General features: G+C 72.0%; 9 protein-coding genes, 1 rRNA gene and 4 pseudogenes. All 14 read left to right on the top strand.

Going from position 1 to position 15,803, the window contains the following annotated elements; all coding sequences use genetic code 11:
- Positions 1-83: 83 nt before the first annotated feature.
- Positions 84-214, top strand: a pseudogene (locus ACFVUH_RS22265) (family 1 glycosylhydrolase); the annotation flags it as partial.
- A gap of 351 nt (positions 215-565) precedes the next feature.
- Positions 566-1,183, top strand: a complete 618-nt coding sequence (locus tag ACFVUH_RS22260) for a hypothetical protein (protein ID WP_387915048.1) — start codon at positions 566-568, stop codon at positions 1,181-1,183.
- A 172-nt stretch (positions 1,184-1,355) separates the two neighbouring features.
- Positions 1,356-1,469: pseudogene (locus ACFVUH_RS22255) on the top strand (family 1 glycosylhydrolase); the annotation flags it as partial.
- A gap of 134 nt (positions 1,470-1,603) precedes the next feature.
- Complete coding sequence (locus tag ACFVUH_RS22250; protein ID WP_387915047.1) at positions 1,604-2,398, top strand: phospholipid scramblase-related protein; 795 nt, start codon at positions 1,604-1,606, stop codon at positions 2,396-2,398.
- 242 nt (positions 2,399-2,640) lie between these two features.
- Positions 2,641-2,769 (top strand): annotated as a pseudogene (locus tag ACFVUH_RS22245) (family 1 glycosylhydrolase); the annotation flags it as partial.
- 94 nt (positions 2,770-2,863) lie between these two features.
- Positions 2,864-3,729, top strand: a pseudogene (gene vph / locus ACFVUH_RS22240) (viomycin phosphotransferase).
- 240 nt (positions 3,730-3,969) lie between these two features.
- Positions 3,970-5,484: a TIGR02677 family protein gene (locus ACFVUH_RS22235; RefSeq protein ID WP_387915046.1), complete on the top strand. Its 1,515-nt coding sequence runs from the start codon at positions 3,970-3,972 to the stop codon at positions 5,482-5,484.
- A complete protein-coding gene (locus ACFVUH_RS22230) occupies positions 5,481-6,695 on the top strand; it encodes a TIGR02678 family protein (protein WP_387915045.1) in 1,215 nt (404 codons plus the stop codon). The genes ACFVUH_RS22235 and ACFVUH_RS22230 overlap by 4 nt, the downstream gene beginning before the upstream one ends.
- Before the next feature lie 16 nt (positions 6,696-6,711).
- Positions 6,712-10,797, top strand: coding sequence for a TIGR02680 family protein (locus ACFVUH_RS22225; protein WP_387915044.1), 4,086 nt, complete (start codon positions 6,712-6,714; stop codon positions 10,795-10,797).
- Positions 10,794-12,020 (top strand): TIGR02679 family protein, encoded by a 1,227-nt coding sequence (locus ACFVUH_RS22220; RefSeq protein WP_387915043.1) that lies wholly within the window; start codon positions 10,794-10,796, stop codon positions 12,018-12,020. Before ACFVUH_RS22225 ends, ACFVUH_RS22220 begins: the two co-directional genes overlap by 4 nt.
- 169 nt (positions 12,021-12,189) lie before the next feature.
- Complete coding sequence (locus tag ACFVUH_RS22215; RefSeq protein ID WP_387915042.1) at positions 12,190-12,774, top strand: cysteine hydrolase family protein; 585 nt, start codon at positions 12,190-12,192, stop codon at positions 12,772-12,774.
- Positions 12,771-13,739, top strand: coding sequence for a GlxA family transcriptional regulator (locus tag ACFVUH_RS22210; protein WP_387915041.1), 969 nt, complete (start codon positions 12,771-12,773; stop codon positions 13,737-13,739). Before ACFVUH_RS22215 ends, ACFVUH_RS22210 begins: the two co-directional genes overlap by 4 nt.
- A 254-nt stretch (positions 13,740-13,993) precedes the next feature.
- Positions 13,994-14,950 (top strand): acyl-ACP desaturase, encoded by a 957-nt coding sequence (locus ACFVUH_RS22205; protein WP_355372056.1) that lies wholly within the window; start codon positions 13,994-13,996, stop codon positions 14,948-14,950.
- 565 nt (positions 14,951-15,515) lie between these two features.
- Positions 15,516-15,803, top strand: a 16S ribosomal RNA gene (locus tag ACFVUH_RS22200); the annotation flags it as partial.

Raw genomic sequence — 15,803 nt, 5'->3', positions numbered from 1 at the left:
CGTTTGCGAAAGAGGCGCTGACCTCTCCGAACCGTAGACAATGAGGTCTTCATGGTCGACCGATAGAATGACAGTCTGTTCGATGGGCCGAGGGCTACCACCAACGCTTCGGCCTGTCCACGTCGACTTCGAGACGCAGAAGCGCACGCCCAAGGCCTCGTACGCCTGGTACCGCGACCTGATCATGGCGCACTGGAATTGCCACGTACGGTAGTTGGCCTTCGGGGTCCGTGGTGGAACGCGACGGTCCAGCCCCAGGAGGCGGGCCATGTCGGTGGCGATGAAGCCCGAGGCGACGGCGTTGGCGGTGGTGCCGAAGCAGCCCGGCTCGGTGGCCAGGGTCCTGGCGGGTGCTCGAGCGGCCTGTCCGGCAGATGGCTCAGCGGCCTGTGGAGGACCGCAGGACCGTGAAGATCACCTGGTCCACCCGTCCGGGTTGGTGTGCCGTCCGAGGCCCACGCGGCGGGCGTCGGCACAATGAGGCATGGGATCAAGCCCTGGGCCGGCGGGTTCACCGTCGGCGACACTCGATCAGGCCGCCGCGCGGGGCGAGCGCTGGTGGCCGGTGGCACTGGCGATCGTCACGGCCGCGATGCTCCACGTGGCGCTGCCCGCCGCGTACCGGCTGGACCCCGCATGGACGGTTCCCGTGGTCATGCTCACCCTGCTGGGGGCACTGATCCTTGGTGACCCGGGGCGGATCGATCGGCAGAAGCGGTGGCTCAGAGTGGTCACCGACGTCATGATCGGCTTCATCACCGCGGCCAACCTCTATGCGGGTGTCCACCTGGTGGTGGACATCCTGACCAACAACAAGCTGTTCGCCGACAACGCCACCGGTCTGCTGGCCACCGGGGGAGTGACCTGGGCCACGAACGTGATCGCCTTCGCGCTGTGGTATTGGGACCTCGACCGAGGCGGTGCGGCTGCCCGCGCCCACCCGCTCCAGCCGAGCCCGAGCTTCGTTTTTCCCGAGATGCAGCACTCGGCCCACGCGACGGCCGACTGGGTGCCGACGTTCGCCGACTACCTGTCGCTGGCCTTCTGGACCGCCACGGCGTTCAGCCCGGCCGATGTCTCCGCGGTCAGGACATGGGCGAAGCTGCTGATGATGGTGGAGGCAGCGGCCTCCCTCATCCTTGGTGCCCTGGTGATCGCCCGCGCGATCAACATCCTGCAATAGGCGAGGCGGGTACACCGGCCTGTGGTGAGCGGCCGCCTCGTCGACGAGGTCCGTCGGATGGACACGACCGGTGCGAGCAGGCGCACCTGACTGCTGGCCACCGGTGCCCGGATGTTCTCCCCGGGCTGACGATGTGCCGGCCTGCGCAGGATGGCAGGGCGTTCGACGGGTCGAGGGCTGCCGCCGGCGCTTCGGCCTCGTCCACGTCGACTTCGAGACGCAGCGCCGCACCCCCGGGGCCTCCTGTGCCTGGTACCGCGACCCGATCGCGGCCCACCGGGCCTGACGCACGCAGCGGTTGAGGTGTCTCGGCCGGGCCCGAGCCGCCGTCCCGGGTGTGACGTCGGTCATGCCGCCGCCGTCGGGTGGCGGACAACTGGCGCTCGCAGCCGCAGAAGCTGCAGGTCACGGGCGGAACGGGTGGTCCGTGGACAAACCGCGGCGGTCGAACGAACTGGCTATCCGGGGAGGATTGAGCCTAGCCTGCCCGCCATGTCCCAGAACACGAACACTCCCGGTTTCCCCGGGCAGCCGGTCGCTCCGGTCGGCGACTCCGCCAAGGTGCAGCGCCAGGTACAGCAGCAGGCGGGTGTCGGCCCGGTCTCCGGTGGCGGCGGCACCCTGTTCTCCGAGCCGGTCCTTGTGGTGAACCAGAAGGCCAAGCTGATCGAGCTGACCAACGAGTACGCCGTCTTCGACCAGCAGGGCGCCACGCTGGGCTCGGTGGTCCAGGTCGGCCAGAGCGGTCTGCGCAAGGCGGTACGACTGCTCACCTCCCTCGACCAGTATCTGACCCACAAGCTGGAGATCCGTGACGCGCACGGCAGCCCGGTGCTGCTGCTGACCCGCCCGGCGAAGTTCATCAAGTCGCGGGTGGTCGTGCAGCTTCCGAACGGCCAGGAAGTCGGCCAGATCGTTCAGCAGAACGCCATTGGGAAGATCAACTTTGCGCTGGAGGTCGGCGGGCGGAAGGTCGGCGCCGTCAAGGCCGAGAACTGGCGGGCCTGGAACTTCTCCATCGTCGACGAGACGGACGCCGAGATCGCCCGGATCACCAAGACCTGGGAAGGCCTGGCGAAGACGATGTTCACCACGGCCGACAACTACGTGCTCCAGATCCACCGCCCGCTCGCCGACCCGCTGCTCAGCCTCGTCGTGGCGACCGCGCTGACCGTGGACACCGCACTGAAGCAGGATGCCCGCGGCCTCGGATAGCCGCGACCGCACCCGTTGGTTGTTCGTGCCCACCCCCCGGCCGGCCAGGGGGTGGGGCACGAAGCCGGCAGGTGTCCGGCGCGGGCGGGGTGGAGAGCGGGGCCGCGTCACAGGGCGTCGATCCCGACGCTGGTGACGCGGCCGAACTCGCCGAGGAGCGGGGGCGGCCGCTCGGGCCGTCGCTCTCCAGCTGCCGATCTGGCAGACCGCCGTCACGAATGGAACGACAGGGCGTTCGACGGGCCGAGGCCTACCACCAACGCTTCGGCCTGGTCCACGTCGACTTTCCCACCCAGCGCCGCACCCCGCGAGCCTCCTACGCCTGGTACCGCGATCTGATCGCCGCCCACCGGGCGCGGCGGTCGCGGTAGGCGGCCTGCAACCGTGGCGGAGCGTACGGTCTCTTGGGGGCGCCCGGTCGGGCGGCCTCCCGATCAGCGCTTGCCGAAAGAGAGTTCACGCGCCATGGAGTTCCCCGAAACGCATTCGGCCCTGCTCCGCAGGCTGCTGCCCGGCGTGGATCCGCGCGGCCTGGCGGTTCGTCAAGGGCAGTCCACCAGGTGGTCATCGGGGCGGAGCGCGTCGTGTGCTTCGCCCGCACCCGGGCCGCGGCCGAGCGGCTTCCCGGCCGGGCGGCGCGCCTGCGCGCCCTCGCCGGGCTCGGCCTCGGTTTCCGTACCCCCGAGCCGCTGGAGGAGGGAGGCTGCGCGGGCACGGACGAGCCGGCGTACCTGGTGTGCACCCGTGTACCCGGGGCGGCCTTGGCGGAGGACGTCCTTCAAGACCCCGAGGCGGCGGAGGCGGTCGCCGCCGAGTACGCCGCGCTGCTGTCGGCGTTGGCCGCGGCCGGTGGCGACGATCGGGCGCGCGCGGTCCTTCCGCACGCCCTCGGAGGGGAGTGGCGGGAGTTCTCCGACGGGGTCAGGGCGGAGCTCTTCGCGCTCATGCACGACCCCGGCCGGGTCAGGGCCGCGCGGGAGCTCGCCGCCCTCGACGGCCTGCCCCACCTCACCTCCGCCGTGGTCCACGGCGACCTCGGCGGGGAGAACGTGTTGTGGGAGACCGTCGACGGCCTGCCGAGGCTCAGCGGTGTGGTGGACTGGGACGAGGTCACCCTCGGCGATCAGGCCGAGGACCTCGCTGCGATCGGTGCCGGCTACGGCGAGGAACTGCTCGGCCGGGTGCTCGCCCTCGGCGGCGGGGCGGAGGGCGGCGACGCGGCCGCCCGGATCGCCGCGATCCGGGGCACCTTCGCCCTCCAACAGGCCCTCCAGGCACGGCGCGACGGTGATGAGGGGGAACTGGCCGACGGGCTGGCCGGCTACCGCTGAGCACATGTGCCACGCACCGTCGGCGGCGCGGCCACGGTTGATGCCGGGGCTTTCCTCCGGTACGGCGCATCAGCCGTGCGCGCCCTGCCCGCCAGGGCCTCGGGGGCGTTCTGCCCGGTGGTGGTCGAGTTCCTGCCGGGCACGGGTGACCGGAGGCGGTCCGATCGGCTCTGCTGAACGGCCGCGTAGTGTGGTGCCCGATGGACGGGAGGGGAGCTGTTGCGCAGGGTGCCGCCGGAGATGTTCCGGTTCACGACGGGGGAGAAGGCCGAGCTCTACGGTGCGATCCTCCAGGCCTTCGGCGCAGCCAACGAGCGGCTGGAGACCGCGCTCGGGCTGGATGACGTCCGCGCCCGGCTGCGGACGGTCGGGTGGCTCGACGCGGTGCACGACGACGATCTCCAGGAGGCGCTGCGGAAGCTCAGGGAGTGGCAGCTGCTGGATGTCGTCCAGAACCACGCGGAGAACTACCGCACCGCGGAGGAGTACGAGCGCCGCAACCTCCAGTACTCGCTCACCCGGCGCGGTGAGGCCGCGTTCGCCGGGGTCGAGCACGCCCTGTCCGTGCTCGCCTCGACGGGGGCGCTCCAGACGGCGGTGCTCGAGGCGATCACGGACCGGCTCGACGAGCTGTACGTGCTGCTGGGGGACCGCACGTCCTCGGACCGGCGGGTGTTCAGCACGCTGCAGGAGCTGGAAGGCCACCTGGAAGCGCTGCTGGCCAACACCAAGGCGTTCAACGGCGAGTTGCAGCGCCTGCTGCGCGCCGAGGGCGCGGACCTGGCGATCTTCCGGGAGGTGAAGGCCGCGACGGTGGCCTATCTCCAGGAGTTCCTCGTCAACCTCGACCAGCGCGGACAGACGGTCGCCTCCGCCGTGGAGCGGGTCGAGCACCGCGGCCTGGGCCTGCTGCACGAGCGGGCGCTGCGGGGCGCCGAGCTGCCGCCGGTCGCGGACGGCGATCCTGCGCCGGCCTGGCTGGAGCGGCGCCGGGCACGCTGGGAGGGGCTGCAGGCCTGGTTCCGGCCGGTGGACGGGGCGCGACCCCGGGTGGAGCAGCTGCACGACGTGGCGCGCCGTGCGATCGTGACGCTCCTTCAGGTCCTCGACCGGATCACCGAGTCGCGGCGCCGTTCTTCCAGCGCCGTCCAGGACTTCCGGGAGCTGGCCCGCTGGTTCGCCGCAGCGCCCACCGAGGACGACCTGCACCGCCTCTGGTCGGCCGCTTTCGGCCTGGGCCCGGCCCGTCATGCCCATCTCGCCCACCCGGACCCGGAGTTGGCGCCGTCATCGGGCACCTGGGCCGAGGCCCCGCCGGTGGAAGTGTCGGCCCTGCTGCGCACCAGCGGCCGCACCGAGCGGTTCACCCGTACCGGGAAGGTGCGCGACATCGGCGGGATCAAGGCGGCCCGGGCCGAGCGGGCCCGCAAGGAACGTGCGGAACTCGAAGCGGCCTGGGACGTCTTGGGCACCGACGGTCCGGTCCGGCTCTCCGGCTTCGGCATGCTGGACCACGCCGTCTTCGAGCGGCTGCTCGACCTCCTCGGCCGGGCGCTGGCCGTACGACCGGACGCCGACGGAACGCGCCGGACGGTCACCTCCGACGGCCGGGTCGAGATCGTGCTCCGGCTGCCTCCCGACAGCGGGCGAGCTGTCCTGCGGACCGCTCGGGGAAGGCTGGAGGCGCCCGACTACCTGGTGGAGGTCCGCAGACCCAGTGGCCCGCGGTCGTCCGCCGCAAAGGACGGAGCATGAGCACCCTCGCCAACCAACTGGTCCTGGCCGAGCGGCAGGACGTCGCCCGGGCCATCAGACTGCTGCTCGGCCGGCCGCTGATCACCGAGCGCGGCGACCCGCCGGCCTTCGAGCTGATCCGCCGTCGGCAGGGCCCGCTGACGAAGTGGTTCGACTACCACTGCGGCTGGCAGCTGGTGGTGGAGCCGCGCCTCGGGTACGCGCGCCTGCTCAAGATCCGGACCGTCCCCGATGCCTCGCGCCCGGCCCGTCGGTTGCGGTCCGGCAGGGCTCCGTTCGACCGCCGCCGCTACACCCTGCTGTGCGTCGTCGCGGCCGAGCTGCTCCCGGTCCCGGTGACGACGGTCGGCCTGCTCGCCGACCGCGTCGTCCAGGCCTGTGCCACCGACGAGGCGCTGCCGCCCTTCGACACGGCGAGCAAGCCCGAGCGGATGGCCTTCGTCGATGTCCTCAAACTGCTGGAGTCCTACGGCGCGCTCCTCACCGTGGACGGCGTCACGGACAGCTTCGTCGACTCGGCGAAGGCCAAGGTCCTCTACCGAGTGGACGCCACCGTGGTGATGCGCCTGCTCGCGGCGCCCGTCGGACCGTCCCGACTGGCCGCCGCGGCCGAGGAGGTACCGCTGCGGTTCGAGGAACTCCTGCGGGGCACCGTGCGCGAGAGCCGGTACGGCGGCGCGGACGCCTCCGACGCGCAGCGCAACCTCCGGCTGCGGCACTCGGTGCTGCGACGGCTCTTCGACGATCCCGTCGTCCACCACGACGAGCTGGGCGCCGACGAACTGGCCTACCTCACCTCGCCGACCGGGCGCCAGATCGTCCGGCGCGCCGCCGAGCAGGGCGGCTTCGTGCTGGAGGAACGGGCCGACGGCCTGCTGCTCGTCGACCCGGACGGGATCGCCACCGACAGCCGCTTCCCCGACGACTCCGCAACGGCCCGGGTCGCCGCCCTGCTCCTGCTGGAACCGCTGACCGCCGCTCCGGGCGGGCTGACACCGGAACAGCTCGCCGTCGAGGCGGCCGAACTCCTGCGGCGCTTCCCGCAGTGGGCGAAGAGCTACCAGTCGGAGGACGGCGCCCAGCGCCTCACGGCCGATGCCGTCCGTGTCCTCGGCGACTTCGGTCTCGCCCGACGGATCGGCGACCGCACGATACCCCGGCCGGCGGCATTCCGGTACCGCAGCAGCGTGGCCGACGGCCCCGCGACCTGACCAGGAAAGACTTCCGATGACCGCGACACGACTTCCGCAGCCCTCCACGTCACGGACGTCGGCCGGGGCGACACGGTGGCGGCCCTCCCGGGCGGGCATCCTCAACGTCTGGCGCTACTACGACGAGACCTTCACCTTCCACGAGGGCCGCCTGCTCCTGCGGGGACAGAACGGCACCGGCAAGTCCAAGGCCCTGGAGGTGCTCCTGCCGTTCCTGCTCGACGCCAGCCTGCGCCCCAACCGGCTCTCCACCTTCGGCGGCTCCGAGCGCACCATGCACTGGAACCTGATGGGCGAGGGCACCTCGGGCAAGACCCGCGTCGGGTACGTGTGGCTGGAGTTCGGCCGTGGCGACGGCGCTCCCGGCCGGTTCACCTGCGGCGCCAGGCTCCAGGCCAGCGTGCACACCACGGGTGTCACCGTCGACCACTTCACCACCGACGCGCGGATCGACCGCCCCGGCGGCCTCTCCCTGGTCAACGACGCGGGCCAGCCGCTCACCCGCGCCGCCCTGACCGAAGCCCTGCAAGGCCGGGGCGAGCTGCACGGATCACCGGCCGACTACCGCAACACGGTCCGCAGCACGCTCTTCCCCGGACTGAGCGAGCAACGCTACGACGCCCTGATCACCGCCCTGCTCCAGCTCCGCACCCCCAAACTCTCCGAGCGCCTCGATCCGTCGCTGCTGTCCTCCCTGCTCTCCCGGGCCCTGCCCCCGCTCGGCCAGGGCGAGCTCACCGAACTGGCCGAGGGCTTCGAGCGCCTCGACCGCCAGCGCGAACACCTGAAGTCCCTGGACGACGAGGTGGCCGCGGCCACCGCCGTCGCGGCCCAGCAACGCGGCTACGCCCAGCGCATCCTGCGCGCCGGGGCGGCGGCGCTCATCTCCGCGACGACCGAGATGGACAACCTCACCCGCGTCGCCAGGGAGAGCGAGAAGGAGCACGCCGAAGCCCTGCGCCGGCGCGATGAGGACAGAGGGGCGCGGGAGGAACTCGAACACCGGCGACAGGAGATCGAGGGCACCATCGAGGGACTGCTCGACTCCGAGGCCTACCGGCAGGGGCAGGAACTCGACCAGCTCCGTCGCAGGACCGACCAGGCCACCGCGACCGCCGCCCGTGCCCGCGCCGCCGCCGACCGGAAGGTTCAGGCGGCCGAGGAGGACGCCGGGCGTGCCGACGATGCACGGCTGCGCTCGGAGCAACGGGCCGAACACACCCGCGTGGCCCGGGAGGAGACGCGCGGCGCGGCGCGGCGAGCAGCCATGGAGTCCGTCTGCGCCGAGGTGCAGACGCTGCTCGGCGCCGCACCGGGTCCGTCCGGGGACGCGCAGGAGCAAGGGCGCACGGCACGCCGCCTGCTGCGCGGCGCGGTCGTCTCGCGGCACGGCCAGATCGCGGAGGTCCGCACCGCCGTCGAGCGTCATGAGCGTTCCCTCGCGGACCGGACGGCGGCGGAGCAGTACCTCGACACGGCGCGCGAACGGCTGGCCGGCGCGACCGCCAAGCGTGAGGGGAACGCCCACGCCTACGAGACGGCCGTCGACGCCCACGCCGACCGGCTGCGCCGGTGGGCAACGGCCGACTGCACCGAGCTGTCGATCGACGACGTCGAGGAAGTCGCCTCCCGCGCCGCCGTCGAGACCGACGTCCTCGCGCTGGTCGAAGCCGCCGCCCGCGCCGCGGAGAGCTCCATCACCGCGGACGAGACGACCGCCCGCGCGGGCCGGGACGACGCCCGCGCCCGGCGTGACCTGGTCGTCGGGGACCTGGAGCGCACCGCCGCCGCGGCGGATCTCCCGCCGGCGCCGCCGCGGACCCGCACCGCCGACCGGTCGGTCCTGCCGGGTGCGCCACTGTGGCGACTGCTGGTGTTCCGGCCGGACGTGCCGCCTGCCGACCGGGCGGGCATCGAAGCGGCCCTGGAAGCGGCCGGCCTGCTCGACGCCTGGATGACCCCCGACGGAGGCCTCGCCGTCGCCGGGCACGACACCCTGGCCGATCCGGCATCGGCCCTTCCCGCACCGGGTCCCTCGCTGCTCGACGTCCTCGCTCCGGAACCCGACGGCCCGGTGCCGTCCGGCCGGGTGGAGAGGCTGCTGGCCGGCATCGCCTACGGCCCCGCGCTCCCGGCGGGCCACCCCGCCGCCGTGGCGGCCGACGGAAGCTGGCGGCTGGCGACGGTGGTCGGCTCCTGGACCAAGGAAGAGTCCAGCCACATCGGCGCCGCGGCCCGGGAGCGCGCCAGGCAGCGACGGATCGCGGAACTCACCGCCGAACTGGCCGAGGCCGAGGCCGGCGTCACCGGTTTCGAGACGCGGCTGCGCGCCCTCGCCGACCGCCGGACGCGCCTCGGTGCCGACCTCGGCTCCCGGCCGCGCCACCGGGAGGTGGAGCAGGCCAAACGGGTCTGGGAACGCTCCGAGTCCGAGGTGGGAGCCCGCGAGGACGCCGTGCGCGAGGCCGTCGAACGGTTGGCGCGGCAGGAGGAGGCGGTCGCGGACGCGCTGCGCGTACTCGCCGTCGCCTCGGCCGAGCACGCCCTGCCGACCGAACGCGCCGCCCTGGACGCGACCGCCACGGCGGTCGACGCGCTGCGCGAGCAGGCAGACGTCTGGCTCGACGTGCACCTGGCCTGGACGGCCGCCCACCAGGCCTGGGACACCGCCCGCAGCCACGCCGAGGCGTCCCGGGGCGCGGCAGCCGAGAGCCTGGGCGAGGCCGAGGACGCCGAGGCCGCCGCCCGCGGGATCCGATCCGCGCTCCGCGCCGTCGAGAGCACCGTCGGCGAGGACTACCGCCAAGTGGCCGCCCGGATCAGCGACTTCCGAAAGCTGCTCGACCGGACCCGCCACGAGATCGACACCAGTGACCGGTCGCTCCTCGCCCTCGAAGGCCGGATCGGCGCGCTGGGCGCCACCACGGCCCAGGACGCGGCCCGGCGCGATGAGGCCGTGCTGGTCCGGAACGAGGCCGCCCACGGCTTCCGGCGCCTGTGCGTCCTGGGGTTCCCCGAGGACGCGGGCCTCGGGTTCGTCCTCACCGCCGTGGACGGCACCCGCGCCACCCTTGAGGCGGCACGCTCGACCGCCGCCGCGTGGCCCGACCTGCCGCACGGCACCAGGAACCTCGGCGACTCGCTGAACCGACTCTCCGAGGCCGTGCACCGCGCCCGCCAGAGCCTCAGCAACCGTGCCGACCTCGAACTCGAAGCCGAGGAGGACGTCCACGTCCTCACCGCCACCATCGACGGCATCCGGATCGGCGCGACCGGCCTCCTCGCCATCCTCACCGGCGACCGTGACCGCAGCCAGGACGACATCACCACCGCCGAGCGCAGCCTCTTCGACCGCACCCTCACCGGCGACACCCGCCGCCACCTCGCCTCCCGCATCCGCCAGGCCGGTGACCTCGTCGAGCGGATGAACGGCCACCTCGAACGGGTCCGCACCGCCTCACGGGTGGCCGTCCGCCTGGTGTGGCAGATCCACCCCGACCTGCCCGCCGGCACCCGGACGGCCCGTGAACTGCTGCTCAAGGACCCGGCCCGGATTACCGAAGCCGACCGCGAGGCCCTGCACGCCTTCTTCCGGGGCCGCATCGAGGAGGCCAAGACCCGCAACACGGCGGCGACGTGGGAGGAGCAGCTCGCCGAGGTCCTCGACTACACGGCCTGGCACCAGTTCGTCGTCAAGCTGGACCGCGCCAACGGCGCCGGGTGGCAACTGCTCACCAAGAAGCTCCACGGCGCGCTCTCGGGCGGCGAGAAGGCCATCGCCCTCCACCTGCCGCTGTTCGCCGCCGTGGCCGCCCACTACGAGGCGGTACCGGAGTCCCCGCGACTGATCCTGCTGGACGAGGTCTTCGTCGGCGTCGACACCGTCAACCGCGGGCAGGTCTTCGGCCTCCTCGCCGCACTCGACCTCGACCTGGTGCTCACCTCCGACCACGAGTGGTGCACCTACCGGGAACTCTCCGGCATCGCCGTCCACCAGCTGATCACCGGCGGCGACGGCGACGACGCCGTCACCAGCGCCCGCTTCACCTGGACGGGCACCGAACTGCTGCCCGACGAAGCCGACACCGAAGAACCGGCATGACGGACCGCCACCCCCTCGACCTCCCCGAGCTCCGACCCCTCTGGTCGGCCGTCCACGACCGCCTCTCGACCGGCCGCCCCGTCAGCCGGGTACGGTCCGGACCGCTCGACGACGCGGGCCGGGAGGCACTGGCCGACCTCCTCGGACTCGACCGGCTCCCCGGTACCGAACCGACGATCCCCCTCGCGGGACTCGACCACGCCGTGCTGGACGCCTGCGGCCGACCCGTCCGGGACGTGGTGGCCCTGATCCTCGGACCGATCCACGACCGGGCCGCCGAGCGCGAACGCAGGACCGGCCAACGCGACGCCCTGTGGGAGTGGTTGGCCGGCCACGAGGTGGTCACCGCCCAGCCCGCTCTCCTGGACTGGGTCGGCCACCTGCGGACCACCGGCCTCGTCGACGGTTCACCCGACCGTACCCGGGGCCTGCTGACCGCCGCGCTGACCGTCCTGGCCGCGCTCCCGGCCGACGGCGAGCCGCTTCCGGTCCTCGCTGCCCGCCTCCTCGACGGTGACTCCCATGCCCTCGACGACGGCACCCGGCTGTCCTCCCTGGTGCTGCGGGCACTGGCGGTGCTGTACGGGACAGCCGTGCCGGACGCCGCCGAGCAGCGACGCGCACTCTGGAGTCGAGCCGGCGTGGCCGACGACGGACTGTCCTCCAGCGTGCTCGCCGCCGGTCTCCGCCCCCAGGGAGGGGGCCCGGTCGCCGAGATCGCCCGGATCTGCGCCGGAGCCGGCCACCCCGTCAGCCTCACCCTCGCCCAACTGCGCGCACCCGGTGATTTCACCGGCCCCGCAGGCCCCGTGCACCTCACCGAGAACCCCAGCGTGCTCGCCCTGGCCCTACGGCGATTCGGCCACCACTGTCCGCCGCTGGTCTGCACCTCGGGGTGGCCCAACACGGCCGTGATCCACCTGCTGCGCCGACTCGCCGACGACGGCGCAACCCTGTACTACCACGGCGACTTCGACGGAGAGGGGGTCCGCATAGCGGCCCATGTCCTGGCCAAGACAGGAGCCGTCCCCTGGCGGATGTCGGCCGACGACTACCGGGCCGCCGTACCCCGGGTTCCCGTCGGCCCCGACCCGGGGCGCCTCACGCCCGCACCGTGGGACCGGGCACTCGTCGACTCCATGGCGGAGCTGCGCACCGCAGTGGTCGAGGAGGTGGTCGCGGACCTGCTCCTCGACGACTTGGCAGAACACCGCCGCAGATAGGGTCACAGCCCGTTCGACGGCCTGAGGGCCACCACCAACGCTTCGGGGTCTCGTCCACGCCGACGTCGCCACCCGGCGCCGCACCCCCCGAGCAACCTGACCGGATCGTTCCGCATCCAGGCCCGATGGGGTCTTCGCCCGGGCACCCCGGGGCGGTGAGGATCGGGGTATGACCAACGCACTCCTTGTCATCGACGTCCAGGAATCCTTCCGCCGCCGCGAGAACTGGGCGGCCGTCTCCGACCCCGGGATCGTCGGGCAGGTCGCCCGGCTCGTCGAGTACGCCCGGGCCAAGGGCGACCTCGTCGTCTGGGTCCTGCACGCCGAGCCCGGCACCGGGACGGTGTTCGACCCCGCCCTCGGCCACGTCCGCCTGATGGAGGGGCTGGAGCCGGTGGAGGGCGAGCCCGTCGTCACCAAGACCTCGCACAACGCGTTCACCACCACCAATCTGCAGCAGCTGCTCACCCAGCATGGGATCCGCGAACTGGTGGTCAGCGGCATTCGCACCGAACAGTGCTGCGAGACCACCACCCGGGTGGCGGCCGACCTCGGCTACGAGGTCACGTTCGTGGTCGACGCGACCGCCACCCATCCGATCGAGCACCGTGACGCCCCCGTCGGTCGCAGCCTCGACGAGATCCTCGCCGATCCGCGCACGCTCCCCACGGAGGAGATCATCGCCCGTACCGAGTACGCTCTGGCGGGCCGCTTCGCCACCGTCACCACCGTGAAGGAGCTGACCGGATCGTGACCCGTGTCGTCTTCCTGCTGGTCCCGCAGTTGCACCTGCTGGACCTCGCCGGGCCCGCCCAGGTGTTCTCGACGGCGGCCGACCACGGGCTCGGCTACGCGGTCGGCCACGTGGCCGAGCAGGAGGACGTCCCCACGGCGCAGGGGATCACGCTGCGGGCTTCCGTCGAGTGGCCGCGGCTCACGCCGGACGACCTGGTCGTGGTCCCCGGTTGGCGGGCGTCGACGCTGCGGGCGCACGGGGACCTCTCCCCGGCGACGCTGGAGCGGCTGGCCGCCCACCATGCGGCCGGCGGTACGGTCGCCAGCGTCTGCGCGGGCGCGGACGCGCTCGGCCGGGCGGGGTTGCTGGACGGGCGCCGCTGCACCACGCACCACGACCTGCAGGACGAACTGGCCCGCCGCCACCCGAGGACGGTCGTGGTGCGCGACGTGCTGTACGTGGTGGACGACCGGGTGGTGACCTCGGCCGGCATCGCGAGCGGCATCGACCTGAGCCTGCACCTGGTCGCCGTCCGGCACGGGCCGGCGGCGGCCGCCCGGATCGCGCGGGAGATGGTCGTCTACGCGCGGCGCAACGGCGACGAGCGGCAGGTCAGCGTGATGCTCCGGCACCGCGCCCACCTGGTCGACGCCGTCCACCGGGTGCAGGACCTGATCGACGCCCGCTTCACCGCCCGGCTCAGCCTCGCCGACCTGGCCGGCGCGTCGGGCGTCAGCGAACGCACCCTCACCCGCCACTTCACCGAGGCCACCGGACGCACCCCGCTGCGCTACCAGCAGGAACTGCGCGTCGAGCGGGCCGAACACCTCATCGCGCACGGCGCCACCACGGAGGCCGCCGCCCGCGCGGCCGGCTTCCAGGACGCCCGGATGCTCCGCCGCCTACGGGCACGCGCCGGAGCCGTCCGCGAAGTGGACGTGCCGGCGGGGCGCGGCAACTCCTCCGCCGGATGGTCGACCTGATCGGCCCGTGGCTGCCGATCAGGGCCTTGCGGCAATGACAGCCCGTTCGTGCGCGTCCTGGGCTGAGGCTTGGCTGACGAGCGACGGGTTCGGCGGCTCCGGTGGGGGCCTGGCCTCCACCGGATCCGCCACGCGCCGGGGAGCCCTGGCTGTGACGAATGGGGTCGAAGGGCCCCAGACAGCGCCGAGGTGGTGAACCTACGGTGGCGTTACCTACGGAACCGTAGGTTTGTTCGTCGATCGAGAGTTGAACCGTGAGCAGCACCTCCTCCCACGTCCGGTGGACCGATGCCCGACTCCTGCAGGCCCTGGAGGAGGTGGTGGAGCGGGAGCTCAACCGCCATCTGCGGGTCTTCAAGGAGTGGATGCCGCACGAGTACGTGCCCTGGAGTCGGGGGCGGGACTTCGACGGGCCGCTCGGTGGCGAGGCGTGGGCGGTCGAGCAGTCGCCGCTGACCGAGGTCGGGCGGGTCTCGCTGGTGGTGAACCTGTTGACGGAGGACAACCTGCCGAGCTACCACCACGAGATCGCGACCCTGTTCGGCCGGGACGGGGCCTGGGGGACGTGGGTGCACCAGTGGACGAGTGAGGAGGCCCGGCACTCGATGGTCTTGCGCGACTACCTCATCGCCTCCCGCGCCGTCGACCCGGTGGAGCTGGAGCGCGCCCGCATGACCCACATGCAGAACGGCTTCGTCTCCGACAACCGGCACTCGCCGCTCCACACGGTCGCGTACGTCGCCTTCCAAGAGCTGGCCACCCGCATCTCGCACCGCAACACCGGGCACGCCTCGGGCGACCCGGTCTGTGACCGGATGCTGGCACAGGTCGCCAATGACGAGAACCTGCACATGATCTTCTACCGGAACCTGCTCGGGGCCGCGTTCGAACTCGCCCCCGACCAGGCGATGCAGGCCGTCAATGAGGTGGTGACGAACTTCCGCATGCCGGGCCACGGCATGCCCGGCTTCGAGCGTGCCGCCGCTCGGATCGCCGTCGACGGCGTGTACAACCTCCGCGTCCACCTCGATGACGTGCTGCTGCCCGTCCTGCGCAATCTCAAGGTGATGGAGGTCGGCGGACTGGGGCCGGACGGGCTGAAGGCCCAGACGGAGCTGGGGCTGATGCTCGACGGTCTGGCCGTCCAGGCGGCCCGGTTCGACGAACGGCAGGCGGCGATCCGCGCTCGGCGGGCCGCGGCCAAGGGCTGACCTGCCGGGGCGTTTGGATCAGGCGCGGAAGTAGGGATAGAGTCTCCCAGTCGCTCGACAGGGAGTACCGGACACGCATCGGCGCGGACGGTCCCGGGGCGGCCAATCCTTTGAAACACACTTCTCGGTTCGGACCGGGTCGCTTTCGCGTGTTCGCGTTGCGGCCCGGTGCTTATGTGGTGTGCGCGTTTTATTGGATTGCGGCCGATTCGCTTTTCGGAGCGGGGATCGGTTAGAGTTTGAAACGTCGGACGGGGCGTCAAGCCACAGAAGACGTCGGCAAGTTGGACGAAGGAAGTGCCGGGAACGGCACGGAAAACGTCTGATAAGCTCGAAACACGAAAGAACGAAGCGCCCGGAGGGCTCGCTGGAAGGCGGCTCGAAGGAAGCGTCCGTTCCTTGAGAACTCAACAGCGTGCCAAAAGTCAACGCCAGATATGTTGACATCCCCGGCCTCGGACTTGTTTCGGGGTTGGAGATTCCTTTTGAAATAACACTAGCGAGGACGCAGTGCGCGGGACCGCCCTATTCCGGTGGTTGCCGTGCCGCTCTCGTGGATGAAGCATTCACGGAGAGTTTGATCCTGGCTCAGGACGAACGCTGGCGGCGTGCTTAACACATGCAAGTCGAACGGTGAAGCCCTTCGGGGTGGATCAGTGGCGAACGGGTGAGTAACACGTGGGCAATCTGCCCTGCACTCTGGGACAAGCCCTGGAAACGGGGTCTAATACCGGATATGACCTGGGACCGCATGGTCTTGGGTGTAAAGCTCCGGCGGTGCAGGATGAGCCCGCGGCCTATCAGCTTGTTGGTGGGGTAATGGCCTACCAAGGCGACGACGGGTAGCCGGCCT

Origin of the sequence: Kitasatospora sp. NPDC058032 (genome assembly GCF_042885845.1) — a bacterium.
In the GTDB taxonomy this organism is placed as follows: Bacteria; Actinomycetota; Actinomycetes; order Streptomycetales; family Streptomycetaceae; genus Kitasatospora.
Note: the sequence above shows the minus strand (reverse complement) of the source record. Positions and strands in the feature narration are given on the sequence as shown.